The 19,911-nt window shown below is 63.5% G+C and carries 22 protein-coding genes; 8 read left to right on the top strand and 14 right to left on the bottom strand.

Going from position 1 to position 19,911, the window contains the following annotated elements:
* Positions 1-43: 43 nt before the first annotated feature.
* The 9 genes from tolB to ruvC form a co-directional block, all read right to left on the bottom strand.
* Positions 44-1,384: a Tol-Pal system beta propeller repeat protein TolB gene (gene tolB, locus phaeop14_RS02585; protein WP_040171993.1), complete on the bottom strand. Its 1,341-nt coding sequence runs from the start codon at positions 1,382-1,384 to the stop codon at positions 44-46.
* Complete coding sequence (locus phaeop14_RS02580) at positions 1,381-2,550, bottom strand: energy transducer TonB (RefSeq protein WP_096788675.1); 1,170 nt, start codon at positions 2,548-2,550, stop codon at positions 1,381-1,383. The genes tolB and phaeop14_RS02580 overlap by 4 nt, the downstream gene beginning before the upstream one ends.
* A gap of 13 nt (positions 2,551-2,563) precedes the next feature.
* Positions 2,564-3,052: a protein TolR gene (gene tolR / locus phaeop14_RS02575; protein ID WP_040171989.1), complete on the bottom strand. Its 489-nt coding sequence runs from the start codon at positions 3,050-3,052 to the stop codon at positions 2,564-2,566.
* A gap of 3 nt (positions 3,053-3,055) precedes the next feature.
* Positions 3,056-3,751: a protein TolQ gene (gene tolQ / locus phaeop14_RS02570; protein ID WP_040171986.1), complete on the bottom strand. Its 696-nt coding sequence runs from the start codon at positions 3,749-3,751 to the stop codon at positions 3,056-3,058.
* A gap of 114 nt (positions 3,752-3,865) precedes the next feature.
* Positions 3,866-4,252, bottom strand: a complete 387-nt coding sequence (ybgC, locus tag phaeop14_RS02565) for a tol-pal system-associated acyl-CoA thioesterase (RefSeq protein ID WP_040171983.1) — start codon at positions 4,250-4,252, stop codon at positions 3,866-3,868.
* A 25-nt stretch (positions 4,253-4,277) separates the two neighbouring features.
* Positions 4,278-4,943: a type 2 periplasmic-binding domain-containing protein gene (locus phaeop14_RS02560; protein ID WP_193438258.1), complete on the bottom strand. Its 666-nt coding sequence runs from the start codon at positions 4,941-4,943 to the stop codon at positions 4,278-4,280.
* A gap of 310 nt (positions 4,944-5,253) precedes the next feature.
* Complete coding sequence (gene ruvB / locus phaeop14_RS02555) at positions 5,254-6,285, bottom strand: Holliday junction branch migration DNA helicase RuvB (protein WP_040181958.1); 1,032 nt, start codon at positions 6,283-6,285, stop codon at positions 5,254-5,256.
* Between the two features lie 117 nt (positions 6,286-6,402).
* Positions 6,403-7,092 carry a Holliday junction branch migration protein RuvA gene (gene ruvA, locus phaeop14_RS02550; RefSeq protein ID WP_096788674.1) on the bottom strand — a complete coding sequence of 230 codons (690 nt, stop codon included), beginning with the start codon at positions 7,090-7,092 and terminating at the stop codon, positions 6,403-6,405.
* Positions 7,089-7,586, bottom strand: coding sequence for a crossover junction endodeoxyribonuclease RuvC (gene ruvC / locus phaeop14_RS02545; RefSeq protein WP_040172722.1), 498 nt, complete (start codon positions 7,584-7,586; stop codon positions 7,089-7,091). The genes ruvA and ruvC overlap by 4 nt, the downstream gene beginning before the upstream one ends.
* 383 nt (positions 7,587-7,969) lie before the next feature.
* Between ruvC and phaeop14_RS02540 the strand changes: the two genes are divergently transcribed.
* Positions 7,970-8,188: a DUF1127 domain-containing protein gene (locus phaeop14_RS02540; protein ID WP_024098276.1), complete on the top strand. Its 219-nt coding sequence runs from the start codon at positions 7,970-7,972 to the stop codon at positions 8,186-8,188.
* A 204-nt stretch (positions 8,189-8,392) separates the two neighbouring features.
* Here phaeop14_RS02540 and phaeop14_RS02535 read toward each other — a convergent pair whose 3' ends face one another.
* The 3 genes from phaeop14_RS02535 to phaeop14_RS02525 form a co-directional block, all read right to left on the bottom strand.
* The gene (locus phaeop14_RS02535; protein WP_040181879.1) at positions 8,393-8,737 is read right to left on the bottom strand and encodes a hypothetical protein; all 345 of its coding nucleotides are present in this window, start codon (positions 8,735-8,737) and stop codon (positions 8,393-8,395) included.
* A 105-nt stretch (positions 8,738-8,842) separates the two neighbouring features.
* Positions 8,843-9,715 carry a 50S ribosomal protein L11 methyltransferase gene (locus phaeop14_RS02530; RefSeq protein WP_096788673.1) on the bottom strand — a complete coding sequence of 291 codons (873 nt, stop codon included), beginning with the start codon at positions 9,713-9,715 and terminating at the stop codon, positions 8,843-8,845.
* Positions 9,716-9,851: 136 nt separating this feature from the next.
* Positions 9,852-11,087, bottom strand: a complete 1,236-nt coding sequence (locus tag phaeop14_RS02525) for an MFS transporter (protein WP_040172717.1) — start codon at positions 11,085-11,087, stop codon at positions 9,852-9,854.
* Between the two features lie 130 nt (positions 11,088-11,217).
* Between phaeop14_RS02525 and phaeop14_RS02520 the strand changes: the two genes are divergently transcribed.
* The gene (locus phaeop14_RS02520; RefSeq protein ID WP_096788672.1) at positions 11,218-12,282 is read left to right on the top strand and encodes a YeeE/YedE family protein; all 1,065 of its coding nucleotides are present in this window, start codon (positions 11,218-11,220) and stop codon (positions 12,280-12,282) included.
* A gap of 52 nt (positions 12,283-12,334) precedes the next feature.
* On the opposite strand, the gene phaeop14_RS02515 is transcribed toward phaeop14_RS02520, so the two are convergent.
* The gene (locus phaeop14_RS02515) at positions 12,335-14,530 is read right to left on the bottom strand and encodes a primosomal protein N' (RefSeq protein ID WP_096788671.1); all 2,196 of its coding nucleotides are present in this window, start codon (positions 14,528-14,530) and stop codon (positions 12,335-12,337) included.
* A 147-nt stretch (positions 14,531-14,677) separates the two neighbouring features.
* Here phaeop14_RS02515 and fsa point away from each other — a divergent pair, with 147 nt between their 5' ends.
* The 5 genes from fsa (at position 14,678) to phaeop14_RS02490 (ending at position 18,448) form a co-directional block, all read left to right on the top strand.
* Entirely contained in the window at positions 14,678-15,331 is a 654-nt protein-coding gene (fsa, locus tag phaeop14_RS02510) for a fructose-6-phosphate aldolase (protein WP_024098282.1), read from the top strand.
* 182 nt (positions 15,332-15,513) lie between these two features.
* Positions 15,514-16,221: a DUF484 family protein gene (locus phaeop14_RS02505; RefSeq protein ID WP_096788670.1), complete on the top strand. Its 708-nt coding sequence runs from the start codon at positions 15,514-15,516 to the stop codon at positions 16,219-16,221.
* Entirely contained in the window at positions 16,218-17,153 is a 936-nt protein-coding gene (locus phaeop14_RS02500) for a tyrosine recombinase XerC (RefSeq protein WP_096788669.1), read from the top strand. Before phaeop14_RS02505 ends, phaeop14_RS02500 begins: the two co-directional genes overlap by 4 nt.
* 97 nt (positions 17,154-17,250) lie before the next feature.
* Positions 17,251-17,592 (top strand): hypothetical protein, encoded by a 342-nt coding sequence (locus phaeop14_RS02495; protein ID WP_096788668.1) that lies wholly within the window; start codon positions 17,251-17,253, stop codon positions 17,590-17,592.
* A gap of 160 nt (positions 17,593-17,752) precedes the next feature.
* Positions 17,753-18,448, top strand: coding sequence for a CDP-alcohol phosphatidyltransferase family protein (locus tag phaeop14_RS02490; RefSeq protein WP_014879222.1), 696 nt, complete (start codon positions 17,753-17,755; stop codon positions 18,446-18,448).
* Positions 18,449-18,738: 290 nt separating this feature from the next.
* On the opposite strand, the gene phaeop14_RS02485 is transcribed toward phaeop14_RS02490, so the two are convergent.
* The gene (locus tag phaeop14_RS02485; protein WP_040172701.1) at positions 18,739-19,197 is read right to left on the bottom strand and encodes a methylated-DNA--[protein]-cysteine S-methyltransferase; all 459 of its coding nucleotides are present in this window, start codon (positions 19,195-19,197) and stop codon (positions 18,739-18,741) included.
* Positions 19,198-19,442: 245 nt separating this feature from the next.
* Between phaeop14_RS02485 and phaeop14_RS02480 the strand changes: the two genes are divergently transcribed.
* Positions 19,443-19,790, top strand: a complete 348-nt coding sequence (locus phaeop14_RS02480) for a hypothetical protein (RefSeq protein WP_040181863.1) — start codon at positions 19,443-19,445, stop codon at positions 19,788-19,790.
* Positions 19,791-19,911: the final 121 nt, after the last annotated feature.

Here is a 19,911-nt window from a genome sequence, read left to right as displayed (position 1 = left end):
TTCTGGCGCGCGCGCCGGGCCGGCATGGCAGGCGCGCGACACCTCAGTTCTGTAGCGGTGACCATGCCGGGTCCGACGCGCCATCCGGCGTGCGCACCGGTTTCAGATTGCGCCCTGACACATCCACCGAGTAAAGCAGCGCCCGACCGCTGGCGCCCTGGGTCTCGCGGGTGAACATGATCACCCGACCGTTGGGCGACCAGGTTGGCCCCTCATCCAGGAAGGACGCCGTCAACAGACGTTCCTCGCTGCCATCCGTGCGCATGACACCAATGTGGAACCGCCCCTTGTTCTGTTTGGTAAAGGCAATCATGTCGCCGCGCGGCGACCACACCGGCGTTCCATAGCGCCCCGCGCCAAAGCTGATCCGCCGGGCCTCACCGCCGGTGGCCGCCATCACATAAAGCTGCGGCGCGCCGGAACGGTCGCTTTCAAAAACAATCTGACTGCCATCCGGCGAAAACGACGGGGCCGTTTCAATCGACGGCGCACTGGTCAGGCGGGTGCGGGCGCCGGTGTCGATATTCATGGTGAAGATATCAGTATTGCCGCCCTGTGACTGCGAATAGACCACCGTGCGCCCATCCGGGGCAAAGCGCGGCGCAAAACTCATGATGCCATTGTCCGCCGACAGAACCCGGCGTTGAACGCTGCCCACATCCAGCACGTGGATCTGGGGGAAGCCGCTCTCATAGCTGGTATAAAGCACCCGGTCACCGGTGGGGGAGAATCGCGGCGCCAGCACGATGGAGGCGCTGTTGGTCAGATACTGCACATTGGCGCCATCGTAATCCATGATCGCCAGCCGCTTGCGCCGGTCATTCTTCGGACCGCTTTCGGAGACAAACACCACACGGCTGTCGAAATAGCCGCTCTCGCCGGTGATGCGGCTGTAGATCACATCCGCCACCTTATGCGCCATGCGCCGCCAGCCATCGGTGGTGCCGGAGAATTGCAGCCCGGTGCCCAGTTCCTTCTCCGCAAAGACATCATAGCCCCGGAACCGCACTGTCAGACGGTTGCCATTGACGCTGAGCGCGCCGGTGATCAGCGCCTGCGCATTCACCGCCTTCCAGTCGGCATAGGACACGGCGGCGTCAAAATCGGTGACTTTGGAGATATGGGCCGAGGCCGGCACCTCGCGAAACAGGCCGGTGCCGCTCAGGTCCGCTGCAATCACCCGCGAGATATCGCGCGCCAGTTCCGCCGCAGCAGGGGTTTCGGGCACAAAGCCGGGCACCGCATAGGGCAAGGGTTCGATCACCCCGTCGGTGATTTCGATCCGCAAGGGGCCATCCTGTGCCTGCGCAGGCAGAGCAGACGTCATCACCGCCGCTCCCAGCAGGGTCGCGCCCATCACGAGCGTTGCCAGATATGTCCTCATTTGATCCGCATCCTTTCGGGATTGAAGGTCATTTCGATATTACGCCATTGCGCATATTTGTCAGACGGAAGTTGGAAGCCGCGCGCACCGCAGCGCAAAATCGCCCGTCGCGCCGCGCCGAAGGCCTGATTGGCCGCCGATCCTGATCCCCCGGTACTGGACAACATCCGAATGCTGCCCTCCTCAGGACGGCCATCCTGTGTCAGTGCGACGGAGACCACAACGGTGGTGCGCAGCGCCTCCGACGAGAGCGAGCCAACGTTCCAGCATTGCTGCACCGCAACCCGCAGCGCGTCCTTCTCGCCACTGGTCAGCGGCGGGCCAGAGGGTTCCGGCGCGTCTACTTCGCCGCCACCGGCGAGGGCGGCCGCGAGAGCATCCTCCACCGCATCAGAGCGATCCGGGGTTGGATCTGTTGCGGGGTCAGCAGGTTCCGGCTCTTGCCCAGTTTCAGGCTCAGATGCGGGCTCAGGTTCGGGCTGGGCCGCTGGCGTGGGCCGATCCGGGCGCCGCCGCGGGCGCAGGGACTGCGCGGGGGCGGCGCTGGCCACCTGCTCGGTCTCGGCCTCAACTTCCTCGGTCACGATCCGGTCGTTGGCCGCCGCCTCGGCGGTGGCCTGCTGGGCCTCCTGTGCCGGCTCGGTCCCGACCTCATCGGACACTTCGGGTTGTGCCACATCAGCAATCTGGGTGTCCGGTTCCGGTGGTGCTACAGGTGTTGGCGCAACCCGATCAACCGGGCGCAGCTGCGGGCGTTCGGTCAGCTGGGGCGTCACGCTGGTGCTATCCGGCACATCCGGTGGCGATGGCGCGGCCACCGGCGGCGTCGGCTCGACCGGCTGCGGTTCGGGTCGCTCCGTCAGTTCAGGATCTGGATCAGGCACAGTCACCGGTTCGGGCTGGGTGATCTGCGGCTCTGGCGCGGGCGGGGTTGGCGGGGTCACCTCCGGCGCGGGATCCGGGTCTGGCTGGCTCAGATCCCCTGCGGTATCCGTAACCACCGGTGCCGCGCGCTGCTGGCTCAGACGCGCGAACTCCTCGGTCGAGATGATCGCGACATCCTGCACCGCCAATGGCAGGGGTTCAGACGGAAACCAGGCGCCGAACACAACCCAGCCCGCCAGCAATCCGTGGCCTGCAAGAGAGATCTTGGTTCCGGTCTGCACACCCGTGCCCCGCCTATTGCCCGGTATCGTCGACGGCCCGCCCGTCAAGGCTCGGACCACCCACATCGGTCACCAGCCCAACGCTGGAGAACCCACCGGCGTTCAGCGCGCCCATCACCTGCATCACCGCCTCATAAGGGATTGCCCCGTCGGCACGCAGGAACACCTGATCGGAGGACCGCTCCGCCGCGATGGCGCGCAGTTTGGCGATCAACTCATCCGGGGCCACAGGCGTGGTCTGGATCTGGATTTCACCACCGGCGGTCATGGTCACGGTCAGCGGCTCTTCCTCATCCCCGGGCAAGGCCCCGGCGGCGGTTTTCGGCAACTCCACCGGCACACCCACGGTCATCAAAGGGGCGGCCACCATGAAGATGATCAGCAATACCAGCATCACATCAACAAAGGGCGTGACGTTGATTTCCGCCATCGGCCGCGCACGGCTGCGCCGCCGTCCCCGGCGTCGCCCGTTGGCGGCGGAAGGTTGAACCGAGGCCCCCATGGATCAGGAATCCAGCTGACGGCTGAGGATGGTGGCAAACTCATCAGCAAAGGCCTCATAGCTGCCGATGATCCGGTCGCTGTCCGCGCTCAGCTTGTTGTAGAAAATCACCGCCGGAATCGCCGCCAGCAGCCCCAGACCGGTCGCCATCAGCGCCTCGGCAATGCCCGGCGCCACAACGGCGAGGTTGGTGTTCTGCTGCTCCGCAATCTCGATAAAGGCGGTCATGATGCCCCAGACGGTGCCGAACAGCCCAACAAAAGGCGCGGTAGAGCCAACAGTGGCCAGGATCGACAGACCGCTCTGGACGTGTTCGCTTTCCTTGGCGATGGCGACATCCATCGACCGTTCGATCCGCGCCTGCGCGCCGGCAATCAACGCCCCGTCGGTGCGGTGACTGCGCCGCCATTCGGTCATGCCAGCGGCAAAGATCCGTTGCGACTGCCCCTTGGGCTGCGGACCGATCTGATCGAACAGACCATCCAGCGGCTCTCCCGACCAGAAGGCGCGATCAAACTCCGCCGCCTCGCGCCGGGCAAGGCGATAATTGATCAGTTTCTGCAGGATAATGGCCCAGGACCAGATCGACGAGCCAACCAGCATCAGCATCACCAGTTTGACCGTCAGGGTCGCCCGTTCAAATAGCCCCCACATGGAGAAATCAATCTCCTGCGCCAACGCCAGAGTTTCTGCTTCCATGGACCTGCTCTATGTTTTTGGCCGTCTTTCAGCCGTTTTCCGGCTTTCATTTGGCAAAAGGCTATCGCAGTTCAAGGCCAAAAGCCAATGAAACAGCTGTGAGAGCAGCAATTGTTACAGCAATGCGCGAATCTCTGCCGGAAGGCGGATCGGCGCACCGCTCTCGGCATTGACGCAAACCACGGTGACAATCGCGCGAAACAGCTCGGTCTCACCACGGAACACCTGCTGCGACATGGTGAGCCGCGCTGGTGTCACCTTCTGCACTTCGGTCTCGATCCGCAGCGCCTCGTCGAATTTAGCAGGTGCTAGGTAATCCGCCTCAATCCGGCGCACCACCCAGATAAGCCCGGCGTCGCGCATGGCATTCTGATCATTGCCAAGGTTGCGCACCCAATCGCTGCGCGCTCGTTCTATGAAGCGCAGATAATTGGCGTGATAGACGATCCCGCCCATGTCGGTGTCTTCGTAATATACCCGAACCGGGAAGCGGTGGATCATCTGTCTGGGCCTCTCTGGCGACGGCTCAGTGCCGGGTCGGGTTGGCGTCATCTGCGGGCGGCGTTACCGGCGCTTGCAGCCGCGCAAACAGGCGCAGCGCATGGGAGCGGTCGGCGGCAGCAACCGGCATCATCCGATCATAGGCAGCCGCAATCACCCCGGCAATCTCGGGCCGCAGAATGGTGGCGCCGGTGTCCGGCAGCACCGCCAGCGGCGAGGTCTCGGCAAAGGCGCTGTCACCCCAGGTCAGCATCATCTGCACCGCCTGCGTCAGCGCCAGGGTTTCGGCCGGCAGTTTTGCCATAGCACCGGCCATGCGCAGGAACACGAAACAGGCCTGAATGCCGCCCTGATCGTCAAACCGAAACGCGCGGTACTGGCTGGCATCTGCCTGTTTCAGACGCGCCACCAGCGGGGCCAGATCCGGGATCAGCCGGTCCAGATCCGGCACGCCTGTCAACTCGTCCCAGTCGCGGAAGAAAAACACCATCAGGTTCGATCCCAGCTCGGGATCAGTCTCCGCCATCTGATGCCCGGCAAGGGTCACCACCGCCTCGATCGCGCCCTTGACGGTGGCCAGCGTGCTGTCCTCCACCCCAAAGACAATCGGTGCAATCGGTCGCCCCCAGCGGGCAAAGGCATAAGCGCCATCGGTGCGGGTAAACAGGGCTTCGATCTCGGCTGGGGTCATTATACGGCTCTCCACTCGGACTGCGGTCTTATGGGGGCTTAATGCCCGCTTGCGAGATCAACGACAAGGGTTGCGACCGGCCCCTGCCCTGCATCTGCTGGCCTGAAATATCCCCGCCGGAGGCCGCGACGCGTGGGGCGCGGCGCGTCCATCAGGGTTTGCCACGTAGGTCAGCAGCCGTGACCAAATGTTTCGCGTGCGAAACATACGCTAAAATTGAATCCAATTCTTCAAAGCCACCTTAACCCTTTGCGGCGGATTTGACGCCAACCCGCGCGCATGCTGACGCTGGGCCACATCAGGTGGCGCCCTATAGCAACAGGTCGCCCTGCCCCCGCGGTGGCGTCAATCCAAGGTGGGTCCAGGCCTTATGCGCCAGCATTCGGCCGCGCGGCGTGCGCTGAATCAGCCCCTGTTGCAGCAGGTAAGGTTCGATCACCTCCTCCAGCGCGTCGCGGCTTTCGCTCAGCGCAGCGGACATGGTTTCGATCCCGACAGGTCCACCGCCATAGTTCTCTGCCACCATCCGCAGATAGCGCCGGTCGGCGCCGTCCAGACCCAGCTGATCCACCCCGAGCCGCGTCAGAGCGCCATCGGCCAGCTCCCGGGTGATGGTGCCATCGCCCTCGACAACCGCGAAGTCCACGACGCGGCGCAGGAGCCGTCCGGCGATCCTGGGTGTGCCGCGGGCGCGCCGCGCGATCTCGCGGGCGCCGTCATCATCGGCGGGGGCCCCCAGCTTACGGGCATTGCGGCTGACAATCTCAAACAGCTCATCAATGGTGTAGAACTGCAGCCGCGTCGGGATGCCGAAACGGTCGCGCAGCGGTGTTGTCAAAAGACCCATGCGGGTGGTGGCTCCCACCAGCGTGAAGGGCTGCAACTCGATCCGCACAGTGCGCGCGGCCGGCCCCTCGCCGATCACCAGATCCAGCTCAAAATCCTCCATCGCCGGATAGAGCACCTCCTCCACCGCCGGGTTCAGCCGGTGGATTTCGTCGATGAACAACACATCACGCGCCTCAAGATTGGTGAGGATCGCCGCCAGATCGCCGGCCTTGGCCAGCACAGGGCCGGAGGTCATGCGGAAGTTCACGCCGAGTTCACGGGCGACGATCTGCGCCAGCGTGGTTTTGCCCAAACCGGGGGGACCATGAAACAGCGTGTGGTCCATCGCCTCGCCCCGGCGGCGGGCGGATTCGATAAAGACGCGCAGATTGGCACGAGCCTCGGCCTGACCAATGAACTCGCCCAGCCCCTGCGGACGCAAAGCGCGGTCGGTGTCGCCTGCGCTGTCTTCCGGCAGCGGTGTGGGGCGCAGGGTGGGGTCGGCGTCAATCATGGTCCCGCTTTCTGGCATATGCTTTGTCCGGCTGAAGGCCGGGCAGCGCCCGACCCTCCCCACGGGAGGGCGCTTCGCACCGACCCAGGCTCAGGCGCTGCTCTTTCCGTGTCATCATCACCCTTTCGGCGCCAGAAGACGCAAGGCGGCGCGGATCAGCTCGGCCTCATTGGCGTCGGGATAGGTTGCAGCGGCTTCGGCTACGGCGGCGGCGGCATCCGATGGGCCATAGCCCAGATTGCCAAGCGCGGAGAGCGCCCCCGCAGAGGCGGCAGCGGCACCGGAGGGGGCCTTTGGCGGTGCCTTGCGGGGCGTCTTGCCGGTCTCCACCGGCGCGACGGATTCAACGACATCCAGACCGGGACCGTCCATGGCATCGGCGATGGTGCCGCCCATGGCCATCACACCCGGCGCCTTGTCCTTCAGATCCAACACGATGCGCTGCGCCGTTTTTGGACCAACGCCCTTGGCCGCCTTCACCGCTGCCCAGTCGCCCAGAGCAATGGCGCGGCTGACGCCATCGGGGCCAAGCGCGCCCAAGATCGCCAGCGAGACCTTGGCCCCCACCCCCTGCACCGAGGTCAGCAGGCGGTGCCATTCTTTTTCAACCAGCGAGGGGAAGCCGTAGAGCTGCATCAGATCCTCGCGCACCACCATATCGGTATAAAGCGCCACCGCCTCTCCCGCGCCGGGAAGCGTGGCGAGAGTGCGGTCAGAGCAAAAGACGATGTAGCCGACACCGCGCACGTCGATCAGCACATGGTCAGTGCCGCGGTATTCCAGTCGTCCAGTCAGTTTTCCGATCACGCGCGCTTCTCCTTCAGCTGGCGGGCCTGCGTACCCCCATAAAACGCATGACAGATGGCAATGGCCAGAGCATCTGCCGCATCGGCGTTTTTGGGCAGGCATCCGGGCAGCTGCAGTTTCACCATGTGCAGGATCTGTTCCTTGGCCGCGTGGCCGACGCCGACGACGGTTTTCTTCACTCGGTTCGGGGCGTATTCGCCCACTGGCAGACCGGCCTGTGCCAGCGTCATCAGCGCGACACCGCGGGCCTGACCCAGTTTCAGCGTGCCGGCGCCGTCTTTGTTCACGAAGGTCTGTTCAATGGCCGCCTGATCGGGGCGGTAGGCCGCGATCACCTCGATCACCTGATTGTGGAGGGACAGCAGCCGCTCCCCCAGATCATCGCCATCGGAGGTGCAGACGCCGTTTGCGACATGGCTCAGACGGGTGCCCTGTGATTCGATCACACCCCAACCGAGGTTCCGCAACCCCGGGTCGATGCCCAGTATCCGCATGTCTGCCCTATCCCTGCCTGCCCCGGCAGATGGCCGAGTGGTCATTATTGTCGCAGGATTAGCACAAAACGCGAACATATCCAACCGCTTTCCCCTTGGATCAGGCACCAAATATCCGGCTTGAGACCGCGTGCGGATTGCCGGTTTTCGGCGGAATGCCTCAATCCTGTTCTGAAAACGACCACCCATATTATTGAAACCGACATTCCCGCTCTGCGCATGAAAAATCCGCAGAATTCCCTTGTTTTTATAGGCAATAAGCCATGCGTTTTGCGCATGGGACACATGCAATTTCGGCGATTGTCAGCGGCTTTTCTCCTCACTAAGTGCCGTCCATCGCCCCATGGCGAAGAGATTCATTCAACCTCCGAAAGGACGAGGACATGGCTGCATTTGACACCACCCGCACCACCTATGGCACCAGCAGCCTGTTTGGCCGCTTGAGCGCCAAGACCGCCAGCCTGCTGGCAGCGTTTGTCGACTGGAACGACGCCCGCACCACCCGCCAGACTCTGGGTCAGCTGAACGACCGCGAACTGGCCGACATCGGTCTGTGCCGCGCCGACATCGACCGCATTGCCGAGGGCAAGCCGGTCTTCTGAGGTCTGATCCCGCTCCGGTGCTGCCGAGCGGTCGATCATTCGGAATATGAAAAACGCCGCCTCCTGACGGAGCGCGGCGTTTTCTATAGGTCTGGTTTGCAGATCTGCGCCTCGGCGACACCCTGCTGCGTCGGACATGACTGCGCGACCGTTTTATGTCGGATGCCCCCCAGCGCCCGACACTTGGCCCGCCAGCCTGCCCCTCTACCGCAGCACAGGCCCGATCTTCTCGGCCAGGAACTGCGACACGGGATCCCGCTGCATAACAAATGCACCGGCTTTCTCCAGCCCGGTTCCTGCCCGCAGCTGATCGACACGGTGGTCGTAGCTGCCAAATCCCAGCGCTGCCATCAAGAACCCCTTGAACAGCAGAAACGCCGCGACAAACAAGATCACCGACCGGCCGGAAATCCGCGACTGTACCCGTCGCGGCGCCACCACGATCAACCCATCCGCGCGCACCTTAGCGGTGTAGCCGCGCGCCATGGCCCCGTGTTTGCGCTCCAGTCGGTCAAGCCGAGCGTAGAAATTGTTACTCTGTTCACCCATAACCAAAACCCTGCAATGGCTCCCACCATCCACATGTTAATGCCTAGGTAGGTAATGAGACCATTTTGGGGCGGGTCGTTAAAATGCTCAACAAACTTGAATGATTCAGCCTGTTTTCTGCAAAAGCAGCGTCGTCCAGTCACCAATCTCACTGCGCTGGACCAGATTGATGCCATTTTGTGCATAAACGCCCTGCACCTCATCTGCCTGCTCATTAAGAAGACCGGAGAGAATCGCATAGCCATCGCTGCGCAGATGCGCCGCCACATCCGGTGCCAATGCAACCAGAGGGCCCTTCAGGATATTGGCGAAGATCAGATCGAAGGGCGCGGCATCAGCCAGGGCCGGAGCGTCAAAGCCCGCGGCCTCAAGACAGTGAACACGGCCTTCCATGTCGTTGGCCTTCAGATTGGCCTCAGCCACATCCACAGCGACCTGATCAATATCGCTGGCCAGAATCTGCCCGTCCCAGACACGCGCGGCCGCCATCGCCAGCACAGCTGTGCCACAGCCGATATCAGCCACTTTGTCACCGACGAAGCCATCCTCGATCAGCGTGTCCAGCGCCTTCAGACAGCCCAATGTGGTGCCGTGGTGGCCGGTGCCGAAGGCCATCGCCGCCTCAATCAGCAGCGGGATGCGATCAGTCGGCACCTTATCGGCATCGTGGCTGCCGTAGACAAAGAACCGGCCCGCCTCAACCGGGGCCAGTTCGCGGCGCACATGGGCCACCCAGTCGGTTTCCGGCAGTTCGGAGATCACAAAAGGCTGGGCGTCGAACATGGTCGCCAGCAGCGCCAGACCGGCCTCATCCGGGGTCTCGGTGAAATAGCCGCCAACCTCCCAAAGGCCGGAGCCATCCTCAACCTCAAACACGCCAAGGCCGGTGGGCTCAGGCGTCAGACGCTCCATCGCCTCGCCGAGCGCTTCGGCGGGGGCTTTTCCGGTCAGGGTGGTGAGGGCGGTGAAGGTGGGCATGGCGGTCTCCGGGCAATGGTTGCACAGCGCCTAGGCCCGTCGGCGGCGCAGGTCAAGAGCTGGCGGCGCAGGTCTGCCGGGGCCAACCGGGGGCAGCGCCCGCGATGATGCAGGGTCAGATCTGGCGCGCGTCGGATTACTCCGCCGGGGCGGCGCTGCGCCATTTCACAAAGATCGTCTCATTGCCCGGCTCCGGATGGCGCGGGATCAGCAGCGATAGGGTGAGCGAGATCAGCGCCATACAGGCCGCCAGCGCAAAGACCGCAGCCGGAGAAACCACCCACAGCAGACCCAGCGTGACAGGCAAAACCACCGCAGCGATATGGTTGATGGTAAAGGCCACGGCAGCTGTCGGCGCAATATCAGACGGGTCGGCGATTTTCTGGAAATAGGTCTTCAGCGCCAGCGCCAGCCCAAACAAGATATGGTCCACCACATAAAGCACCCCGGCCAGCACCACGCCCCAGCTGAACCAGTAGAGCCCGCCATAAGCGGCAAAGACCAGCGCCAGCCCGGTGTATTCAAAAATCAGCGTCCGGCGTTCACCAAAGCGGGCGACGGCACGGCCCAACAGTGGTGCCGCGATCATATTGATCATCAGGTTGATCAGATAGAGGCTGGTCAGCTCATGCACCGCAAAGCCGAATTTCTCCACCATCATAAAGCCGGCAAAGACAACAAAGATCTGCCGCCGCGCGCCGGCCATGAACTGCAGCGCATAATAGAGCCAGTAGCGGCGCCGCAGGATCAGGCGTTTGGTCTGCGGATGCGGGGCGTCGAATTGCGGATAGGCCAGCAGGCAGAAGATCGCCAGAACCGTGGTGGTGCCTCCGGCCAGCAGAAAGACGATATTATAGGTGAGGCCCAGCGGTTCCCACAGCAGCGCGATCAGGCTGTAGACCACCAGCGTCGCCGCCGATCCCGCCGCCACCAGCCAGCCCAGGATCTGCGGCGCGCGGGTCTTTGGCAGCCATTGCAGCTGCAGCGACTGGTTCACCGTTTCATAGTAATGAAACCCGATGGAGCTGAGCAGCGTGATCGTGAGCAGCCCGCCAAGGCTGGGAAACCAGGCGGTGACTGCCGTCGCCACGCCCAGCATCATCAAGGAAACCAGCCCCAGCACCTGTTCCCGCACAAACAGGATCACCGCGATGACGCCAATGGCGAGAAAACCCGGAATCTCCCGCACCGTATGCAGCAGGCCAATGTCTGCCCCGTCGAAATTCGCAGCCTCAATGACGAAGTTGTTGAGCAGCGCGCTCCAGGTGTTGAAGGCAATCGGCATGGTCAGCGCCATCACAAACAGCAGAGTTGTGGGGCGGCGCCAGAGCGGCATGGATGCGGCAGCTTCGGTGGGGACAGGTTTGAACATGCTCCAGCAGATACGCCTATCCGCCCCATCAGGCGAGGGAAAAAGCGCCGTGCACATCTGATCTGCATCAATGCACGGAGTAGCTCGGCCTCATATTCAGGTTTTCGAATAGTAATGAGAGGCTGATGTGATGCCAGAACTGGTTGAGATCATGGACTGGGCAGGCGAGCCGGTGACAGCGGCGCTGCTAGGCCTGCTGACCGGGGGGATCTTCGGCATCGCGGCGCAGCGGTCGCGGTTTTGTCTGCGCGCGGCCACCGTGGAATTTGCCCGCGGCCGTCTGGGGGACCGGGTGGCGGTCTGGCTCCTGACCTTCTCCACCGCGCTGGTCTGGGTCCAGGCTGGGCACTTGCTGGGCTGGATCGATACCGATGAGGCGCGGATGATGGCAGTGCCCGGCAGCTGGTCCGGGGCCATCTTCGGCGGGGTGATCTTTGGCATTGGCATGGTACTGGCGCGGGGCTGTTCCGGGCGGCTGTTGGTGCTGGCGGCGACCGGCAATCTGCGCAGTGTGGTCTCCGGGCTGATTTTTGCGGTGGTCGCACAGATGAGCCTCGCCGGGTATCTGGCACCGCTGCGGGACTATCTGGCCGGTCTCTGGATCACCTCGGGCGGGCGCAATCTGGATCTGCTGGCGGCCTTTGGCCTGCCGGATTGGTCCGGGTTGGCGTTGGGGCTGGGCATGGCGGCTCTCGCCCTTGGGGTCGCGTTGCAAAACCGCATCGGCGCGGCGCGTCTGATCTTTGCCTCTGGCGTTGGCTTTTCGGTGGCGCTTGGCTGGGGGCTGACATCGGGGTTGGCGCAGGTGGCGTTTGATCCGGTGCAGATCGAAAGCGTGACCTTTACTGGCCCATCGGCACGGATGCTGATGTTCTTTCTGGATCGCGCCTCGGTGCTGGAATTTGATATCGGGCTGGTCGCCGGGGTGTTTGGTGGCGCGATGCTCGCAGCCGCATTGGCGGGCGAGATGCGAATTCAGGCCTTTGATGGGGCGGTCACCATGCGCAAGGCCATGATTGGCGCGGCGCTGATGGGGTTTGGCGGCATGCTGGCCGGGGGCTGCGCAATCGGCGCCGGTGTCACCGGTGGGTCGATCTTTGCGGGCACCGCCTGGCTGGCGCTGTTTTCGATGTGGGTCGGGGCCGTGCTGACGGATCTGCTGGTGGATCAGCGCGGCGTGGCGGCCTCCGCCTAGACAGGGTACGAGGCGCGGCCCTGATTCATCTGCCCTGTTTTTCGACCGGACTTCAGAAGAAATTCTGCGGATCAATATCGACCGACAGACGCAGATCCCCCTTGAGGCGCGCCGGTTTGATCCAGCGGGCGATGGCGTCCTGCAGGGGGGTGCCCTTGCTGGCCTTGATCAGCAGGCGCACTCGGTGGCGACCGCGAATGCGGGCAATTGGCGCCGGGGCCGGGCCAAAGACCTGCGCGCCGATCTGGCGCAGCGGCCCATCATTGCGCGCGAGGGCCATCCCCAGATCCATAACGGCAGGCAGCTCCGGCCCGGAAAGGACGATGCCGGCCATGCGGCCATAGGGCGGCACGCCTGCGGCCTGGCGTTCGGCGGCTTCGGCTTTCCAGAAGGCTTCTTCATCACCGGAGAGGATCGCCCGGATCACCGGGTGTTCGGGTTGGAAGGTCTGCAACAGGGCTTCGCCCGGTTTGTCGGCGCGCCCGGCCCGGCCTGCAACCTGCCGCATCAACTGAAAAGTGCGCTCCGCCGCGCGCAGGTCAGAGCCTTGCAGGCCCAGATCGGCATCAATCACGCCAACCAATGTGAGCAGCGGGAAGTTATGCCCCTTGGCCACCAGCTGGGTGCCGAGGATGATGTCGGCCTCGCCTGCGGCGATCTCCTCGATCCGTTGTTTCAGGGCGCGGGCAGACCCAAAGAGGTCAGACGACAGCACCGCAATTCGCGCCTCCGGGAACAGCGCGGCGGTTTCCTCACCCAACCGCTCGATGCCGGGGCCGACAGGGGCCATCTTGCCCTCGACCTGACAGGTCGGGCAGGCGTCCGGTACCGGTTTGGTCTCACCGCATTGGTGGCACATCAGGCGCTTCATGAAGCGGTGTTCGACCATGCGGGAATCACAGTGGTCGCAGGTCACATGGCCGCCGCAGGCGCGGCAGATGGTGACGGGCGCAAAGCCCCGGCGATTGAGAAACAGCAGCGATTGCTCACCCCGTTCGATCCGCGCAGTCATCGCCTGCTTCAGCGTCGGTGAGATCCAGGTCGAGGCGGGAAGTTTTTCCGCCCGCATATCAATCGCGCGCATCTCTGGCAGAACGGCTGAGCCAAAGCGCGCCGCGAGATCAAGCCTTTTGTATTTGCCCGCCTCGGCGTTGGCCCAGGTTTCCAAGCTGGGCGTGGCGGAGGCCAGCACCACCTGCGCCGAACACATGGCCGCACGCAGCACCGCCATGTCGCGGGCATTATAACAGACGCCTTCGTCCTGTTTGTAAGAGGTGTCATGTTCCTCATCCACGATGATGAGGCCGAGATTCTGGTAGGGCAAAAACAGGGCCGAGCGTGCGCCGATTACCAGCTGCGCCTTGCCCTGCCCCACCATGCGCCAGACCCGGCGGCGTTCGGTCATCGTCGCGCCGGAGTGCCATTCCGCGGGCGTCGCGCCAAAACGCTGTTCCACCCGCTTGAGAAATTCTGCCGTCAGCGCGATTTCCGGCAACAGCACCAGCGCTTGGCGGCCTGCACGCAGGGTGGCGGCGACCGCCTCCAGATAGACCTCGGTCTTACCCGACCCCGTGACGCCCTTCAGGAGGGTGGTGCCGTAGCGGCCACTGGCAACGCCCTCGCCCAGGGTGGTGGCGGCGGCAGCCTGATCTTCGGTCAGGGTCTTGCCGGGTAGATCCGGGTCCAGACGGGGATAGGGCAGATCGCGGGGCGCGTCCTCCTCGCGCAGGGCGCCCTGTTTCACCAGCCCTTTGATCACCGAGGTTGTGACCCCGGCCAGATCCGCAAGTTCTTTCGCCGTGAACGCCAGCCCGCGATATTCATCCGCCGCCGCAAGCACCCGTTCGCGGGGGTCTGTCATGCGGTCGGGCATCTGGCCTGTCGGACGCAGTACCTTGCGCATGGACACAGGGTCAGAAAGGCCGGGCGCACGGGTGGCCAGCCGCAGCATCGCCGGCAAAGGGGTCAGTGTGTAGTCGGCGGATTTGCTCAGGAACTGGCGCATCTCGTCGCGCATCGGGGCCACGTCCAGCACCCGGTTCACCGGGCGCAGCTTGGCCGAATCGAAATCCCCGGCCCCCGGCCCCCAGATCACCCCAAGAACGCGGCGCGGGCCCAGCGGCACCTCGACATAGGCGCCCAGATGGCAGCCGCCTTCGGGGGCGCGGTAGTCAAGAACGCGGTCCAACGGCTGTGTTGTCAGCACGCCAACCCGCTCGCCCTCGTTGAAAAATGCCTGCTCCTGCACGCTGCTTGCCTCTTTTGCCCGGTGGGGATGATGACCCCAAAGCGATGCCCGGCAATCGACGCCGGGCGCACGGGGGGTTTTTAAAGCCTCCGCCATCAGGTAAAGGCTAGCGCAATCAAGGCCAACCCATCCAGAGGACCCTAGCCGATGAAATTCTTCGTAGACACCGCTGAAATCGACGCCATTGCCGAGCTGAACGCATTGGGCATGGTGGACGGCGTGACCACCAACCCGTCGCTGATCAAGAAGTCCGGCCGCGACATCATCGAAGTCACCAAGGAGATCTGTGATCTGGTGGATGGTCCGGTGTCTGCCGAAGTGACCGCAACCGATGCTGACACGATGATTGCCGAAGGCCGCAAGCTGGTCGAGATCGCCGAAAACATCGCCGTCAAAGTGCCGCTGACCTGGGACGGTCTGAAGGCCTGCAAGACCCTGACCGACGATGGTCATATGGTGAATGTGACGCTGTGCTTCTCTGCCAATCAGGCGCTGTTGGCGGCCAAGGCCGGCGCGACCTTCATCTCGCCCTTCATCGGTCGTCTGGACGATATCAACCTCGATGGTATGGATCTGATCGAAGACATCCGCACTGTCTATGACAACTACGGGTTCGGCACCGAGATCCTTGCCGCCTCCATCCGCAGCGCCAACCACGTGCTGGAAAGCGCGCGCATCGGTGCCGACGTGATCACCGCGCCGCCCGCCGTGATCAAGGGCATGATCAACCACCCGCTGACCGACAAGGGTCTGGATGCCTTCCTCGCCGACATCAAGGCCGCGAACATCAAGATCCTGTAAGCCGCAGGGCACCGGACAGGTTTCAGGAGGGGCGGCCCGGTGGGCGGCCCTTTTTCATTGGCGGATGCCCCTCCCCCGGTGCCGGCGGCGGTGCGCCGGTGGCAGGGAATTTTTTACCACGCTTGCGCGAAACCCGTGTTATAACTCCGGCAAAACCCATCAGAGGTCACAAAGAGCAGAACATGAGCACGACGGCAGAACTGGAAGACACTCTGCGCCAGGCGATCCTGGCCAAACCCGACGCCCTGTTGGAAGATCAAAGCGTGATGAACGCGCTGGTCAGCGCCAATGAGCGCGCAATGGGGTCCAATATCGTGGACCTGCGCGGCATCGCGATGGAGCGGATGGAGGCCCGGCTGGATCGGCTGGAGGACACCCATCGGTCCGTGATTGCGGCGGCTTATGAGAACCTTGCCGGGACCAACCAGATCCACCGCGCGGTGCTGCGGCTGCTGGATCCGATGGATTTTGAGAGCTATCTTGGCAATCTTGGCGGTGAGCTGGCGGAAATCCTGCGGGTGGACGCGGTGACGCTGGTGCTGGAAACCGCCCATCCCGAACAGGACGCCGCCGTGCAGCGCATGGATCAGGTGCTGAAAGTGGTCGAGCCGGGATTCGTGGATCAATACATCAATCCCCAGCGCAATGGCCCCGACCGTCAGGTCACCCTGCGCCAGATGCAGTCCGGCCACGCCCGCACACATGGCGCCAAGGCGGATTTCATCCGCTCCGAGGCCTGTCTGAAACTGGAATTGGGCGAAGGCCGCCTGCCCGGTCTGTTGGTTCTGGGATCCGAGGATCCGCATCAGTTCACCCCGCAACATGGCACCGATCTGCTGGCGTTTTTTGCCGGCGTTTTTGAACGGTCGATGCGCCACTGGCTGTCGTGACGCCGCCGTCACCTCTGTTGATCTCCACGGCCTGCCGGGACGCGCTGGAGCAGTGGCTGGCCGGGCTGGCCGCGCTTCAGGGGGCGGCTGAGAACACCGTCACCGCCTATCGCGGCGATGTGGTGGAGTTTCTCGCATTTATGACCCAACATTTTGGCGGCCCGCAGGGGCTGGGGGCGCTGGCGGAGATTTCCACCGGTGATATGCGCGCCTGGATGGCAGCCACCCGCGCCACAGGCACCGGGGCGCGCTCATTGGCGCGCAAGCTGTCGGCGGTCAAAAGCTTCTACACCTGGCTGGCCGAGCGGCAGGGGTTTGAGCCCACCGCCGTCTTGTCGGCGCGCAGTCCCAAGTTCCAGAAAAAACTCCCTCGCCCGCTGGCCGAGGATGCGGCACGGGCGGTGATCGAAACGGTGGAGTTTCAGTCCACCACCGATTGGGTGGCGGCGCGTGATGTGGCGGTGGTGACGCTGCTTTATGGCTGTGGGCTGCGGATCTCCGAGGCCCTGGGGCTGACCGGAGCAGACGCGCCACTGCCGGCGGTTCTGCGGATCACAGGTAAGGGCGGCAAAGAACGGGTCGTGCCGGTGCTGCCTGCCGCGCGTCAGGCGGTGGACCGGTATCTGCGGCTCTGCCCGCATCCGCAGGAGCGAGACGCACCGTTGTTTCGCGGTGTTCGTGGCGGGGCGCTGAATGCGCGGCTTATTCGCAGCGCCATGGCGCAGGCGCGCGCGCAGCTGGGCCTGCCTACCAGCGCCACGCCACATGCGCTGCGGCACAGCTTTGCCACCCATTTGTTGGAGGCCGGCGGCGACCTGCGCGCCATTCAGGAGCTGTTGGGTCATGCCTCGCTGTCGACAACGCAGGCCTATACCGCGGTCGATACGGCGCATCTGATGGATGTCTACAACCGCGCCCATCCAAAAGCGTAAGGCCTGCGCAAAACATGCCATTAAAGGGCTGGATTTAACCCGGCAGTAAGGGGGCTGCGCCAGATTGCTGGCGTCAAATCCAGAAGGAGCCCCCGTGATGAGTATCGTTGCCCAAAGCCAGACCACCGACACCGCGCCGCTTGGCGCGCCGTATAATCCCGCCAATCGCAGTGCTGCAAATGCCAGCACATCCGATATCGGCGATGTGGATTTCAGCCAGTTTTATGAGCAACTTCTGGCGGATCTGGACAGCGATGGCGACCGTGAGATTTCTGATCAGGAATGGGCGGCCTATCGCGCGGGCAAGGCCGCACGCGGTGAATTTGTCGCCGCACAAGGGCCATCTGAAACCGGTGAGGCGCCGCAGATCGTGGACAGCCGCAGCCTGACCGAGACGCTGTTTCGCAAGGCGCTGATGGAGGATCCTGCCAACCCGTAGAATGGTGACCCGATGTCGCTGTGGCAGGTGATCCGCGACCAAGCGTGTGCTTTCACGCCGGTGACGTGACCACCCCCAAAGACCCAAATTTCCGCGCATGGGCGAGACGTTTTTCCATTGACCACTTGCGAGGGTGCGGGAAATTCGCCATCAGGGGCGTATGACACCTCAGTATCGTGCCCTCTCCGTTCATCTGCTGACCGCCACCGGCGCGGTTTTTGCAATCCTTGCCATGTTGGCTGCGGCTGATGCCAAGTGGAGCCTGATGTTTGTCTGGCTTGTCGTGGCCTTTGCCGTGGATGGGGTGGATGGGCCGCTGGCGCGGCATTATGAGGTGAAGCGCTACGCACCGGAGTTCGACGGTGTGCTGCTGGATCTGATCATTGATTACCTCACCTATGTGTTCATCCCGGCCTTTGCGCTGTTCAAATCCGGGTTGATGGCAGGGTGGACCGGTTGGGTGGCGCTGATTGTGATCACCTTTGCCAGTGCCTTGTATTTTGCCGACACGCGGATGAAGACGAAGGATAATTCCTTCTCCGGGTTTCCCGGATGCTGGAATATGCTGGTTCTGGTGATCTTTGCGCTGGAGCCGAGCCATTGGACCAGTCTGACGCTGGTCACCCTGCTGGCGATTGCGATGTTCCTGCCGCTGAAGTTCATTCACCCGGTGCGTACCGAACGCTGGCGCAAGGTGTCGCTGCCAATGGCGCTGGCCTGGACATTTTTTGCCGGCTGGGCAGCCTGGGTCGATTTCCACCCGGCAAGCTGGGCGCATTGGGGGCTGGTGCTGACCTCGGTCTATCTGATTTTTGTCGGCATCGCGCAGCAGATCATCCCCGAGAGCAAGGGCTGAGCGGGCCGTCTCAGGCCGATATCGCCAGACTGCGGGTCTCTCTGTGAGACCCGAAACCGGGCTGCGGGCCTGTCGCGTGATGGCGCGATATGCCGCCACCTAAAGTGACCGTTTCCAATGGCGGGCCTGCTCAGGCGGACCGGTTGAGACCGCGCTGTGGCAGCCTGCGACGGATCAGCGGCTTAACCGGGTGAGGACAGCCACCCGCACGGTCGGATCAGACAGATCTCATGCGGCGGACCCCGTGGTCCACCTTCCCCCAACAAGATACCCCCTTCGCAAGACGCCGATCAGATCAACAGTCCCGCTGCCCCTTCGTGACGCAAAAGAGCGACCTTGGTCTCAACCCCGCCCGCGCCGGAAAATCCCCCAAGACCTGAGGCGCCAAGCACCCGGTGGCAGGGGATGATCACCGGGATCGGATTGGCGCCGCAGGCATTGCCAACGGGCTGGGCTGCCGCGCCCAGATCCTTTGCGATCTCGCCATAGGTGCGGGTTTCGCCCAGCGGGATCGCCGACATGGCGGCACAGACCGCACGCTGAAAATCGCTGCCTGCCACCGCCAGCGGCAGGTCGAATGCGGTCAGTTCATGGGCGAAATAGGCGCGCAGCTGGGCCAGAGCCTCAGCCGTCAGGGCCGAGCCTGCGACACCCGCGGGCGCTGCTTGCCACGTCAGGCGAACGATCGCGCCATCCTGCTCCCCCACGCACAGCGTGCCGACAGGTGTTTCAAGGCTGGCCTCTGCCATCTGCTGGGTCGCGGTTTCAGGGGGCTGCACGGGTCCGGTGGTCCTTACGCTTGATGCTTGCACACCTTTGGCAGCGTCTGCGGGATCCTGCTCAGCGTCAAGGCGGAACCTCAATCCCGCCGCTGGACCTAACCTTTGGGATAGGAGGCTATGCCTTCGGCAGGGTCGGCTAACCTCAGGTGCCCATGCAATTGCACTCAATTTTAGTAAAACTGGGTCTCAAGTTATGAAGAAGGTCAGTCGCCATGCATATCACCACCCAAGGAAATATCAGCGTTTACCGCATGCTGAATGGCCACATGAGTGGGCAGGCGGCGACGAAACAGGCGCAGGCCCAGCAGACCGGACAACTGCCGGGCGGGCTGGAAACTGCCGCCTCCCTGGCGAAGACGGCCAATGCCGTGTCCCAGCAGGCAGCCCTGACCGGACCCAGCGAAGGCGGAAGCCTGATGGCCGTCGGCACCCAGCATCTGCGCACTGTGGTGCAACAGACTCTGCAGGATCTGCAATCGGGTTGCCACGCCGGGCCACTTCCGACCAGCGAAGTGATCGCCCAGAACAAATATCGCGCGGCGCTGCGGGCGATGGGCTGATCCGGCCCGGATTGCCTGCCTTGCGCTGACGAGAAAACCCCCGGCGTTCTTTGACACCATACCCCCGTCAAAGACGTCAAAAGAAGCGCGCCGCCCGCCCCATCGAGGGGTGGGCGGCGCG

The organism is Phaeobacter piscinae (assembly GCF_002407245.1).
Classification (GTDB): domain Bacteria; phylum Pseudomonadota; class Alphaproteobacteria; order Rhodobacterales; family Rhodobacteraceae; genus Phaeobacter; species Phaeobacter piscinae.
Note: the sequence above shows the minus strand (reverse complement) of the source record. Positions and strands in the feature narration are given on the sequence as shown.

Coding starts and splice junctions, on each gene's coding strand:
- tolB (WP_040171993.1), bottom strand. CDS start 1,384: ATGAGGACATATCTGGCAACGCTCGTGATGGGCGCGACCCTGCTGGGA.
- tolR (WP_040171989.1), bottom strand. CDS start 3,052: ATGGGGGCCTCGGTTCAACCTTCCGCCGCCAACGGGCGACGCCGGGGA.
- tolQ (WP_040171986.1), bottom strand. CDS start 3,751: ATGGAAGCAGAAACTCTGGCGTTGGCGCAGGAGATTGATTTCTCCATG.
- ybgC (WP_040171983.1), bottom strand. CDS start 4,252: ATGATCCACCGCTTCCCGGTTCGGGTATATTACGAAGACACCGACATG.
- phaeop14_RS02560 (WP_193438258.1), bottom strand. CDS start 4,943: ATGACCCCAGCCGAGATCGAAGCCCTGTTTACCCGCACCGATGGCGCT.
- ruvB (WP_040181958.1), bottom strand. CDS start 6,285: ATGATTGACGCCGACCCCACCCTGCGCCCCACACCGCTGCCGGAAGAC.
- ruvC (WP_040172722.1), bottom strand. CDS start 7,586: ATGCGGATACTGGGCATCGACCCGGGGTTGCGGAACCTCGGTTGGGGT.
- phaeop14_RS02540 (WP_024098276.1), top strand. CDS start 7,970: ATGGCTGCATTTGACACCACCCGCACCACCTATGGCACCAGCAGCCTG.
- phaeop14_RS02535 (WP_040181879.1), bottom strand. CDS start 8,737: ATGGGTGAACAGAGTAACAATTTCTACGCTCGGCTTGACCGACTGGAG.
- phaeop14_RS02530 (WP_096788673.1), bottom strand. CDS start 9,715: ATGCCCACCTTCACCGCCCTCACCACCCTGACCGGAAAAGCCCCCGCC.
- phaeop14_RS02525 (WP_040172717.1), bottom strand. CDS start 11,087: ATGTTCAAACCTGTCCCCACCGAAGCTGCCGCATCCATGCCGCTCTGG.
- phaeop14_RS02520 (WP_096788672.1), top strand. CDS start 11,218: ATGCCAGAACTGGTTGAGATCATGGACTGGGCAGGCGAGCCGGTGACA.
- fsa (WP_024098282.1), top strand. CDS start 14,678: ATGAAATTCTTCGTAGACACCGCTGAAATCGACGCCATTGCCGAGCTG.
- phaeop14_RS02505 (WP_096788670.1), top strand. CDS start 15,514: ATGAGCACGACGGCAGAACTGGAAGACACTCTGCGCCAGGCGATCCTG.
- phaeop14_RS02495 (WP_096788668.1), top strand. CDS start 17,251: ATGAGTATCGTTGCCCAAAGCCAGACCACCGACACCGCGCCGCTTGGC.
- phaeop14_RS02490 (WP_014879222.1), top strand. CDS start 17,753: ATGACACCTCAGTATCGTGCCCTCTCCGTTCATCTGCTGACCGCCACC.
- phaeop14_RS02485 (WP_040172701.1), bottom strand. CDS start 19,197: ATGGCAGAGGCCAGCCTTGAAACACCTGTCGGCACGCTGTGCGTGGGG.
- phaeop14_RS02480 (WP_040181863.1), top strand. CDS start 19,443: ATGCATATCACCACCCAAGGAAATATCAGCGTTTACCGCATGCTGAAT.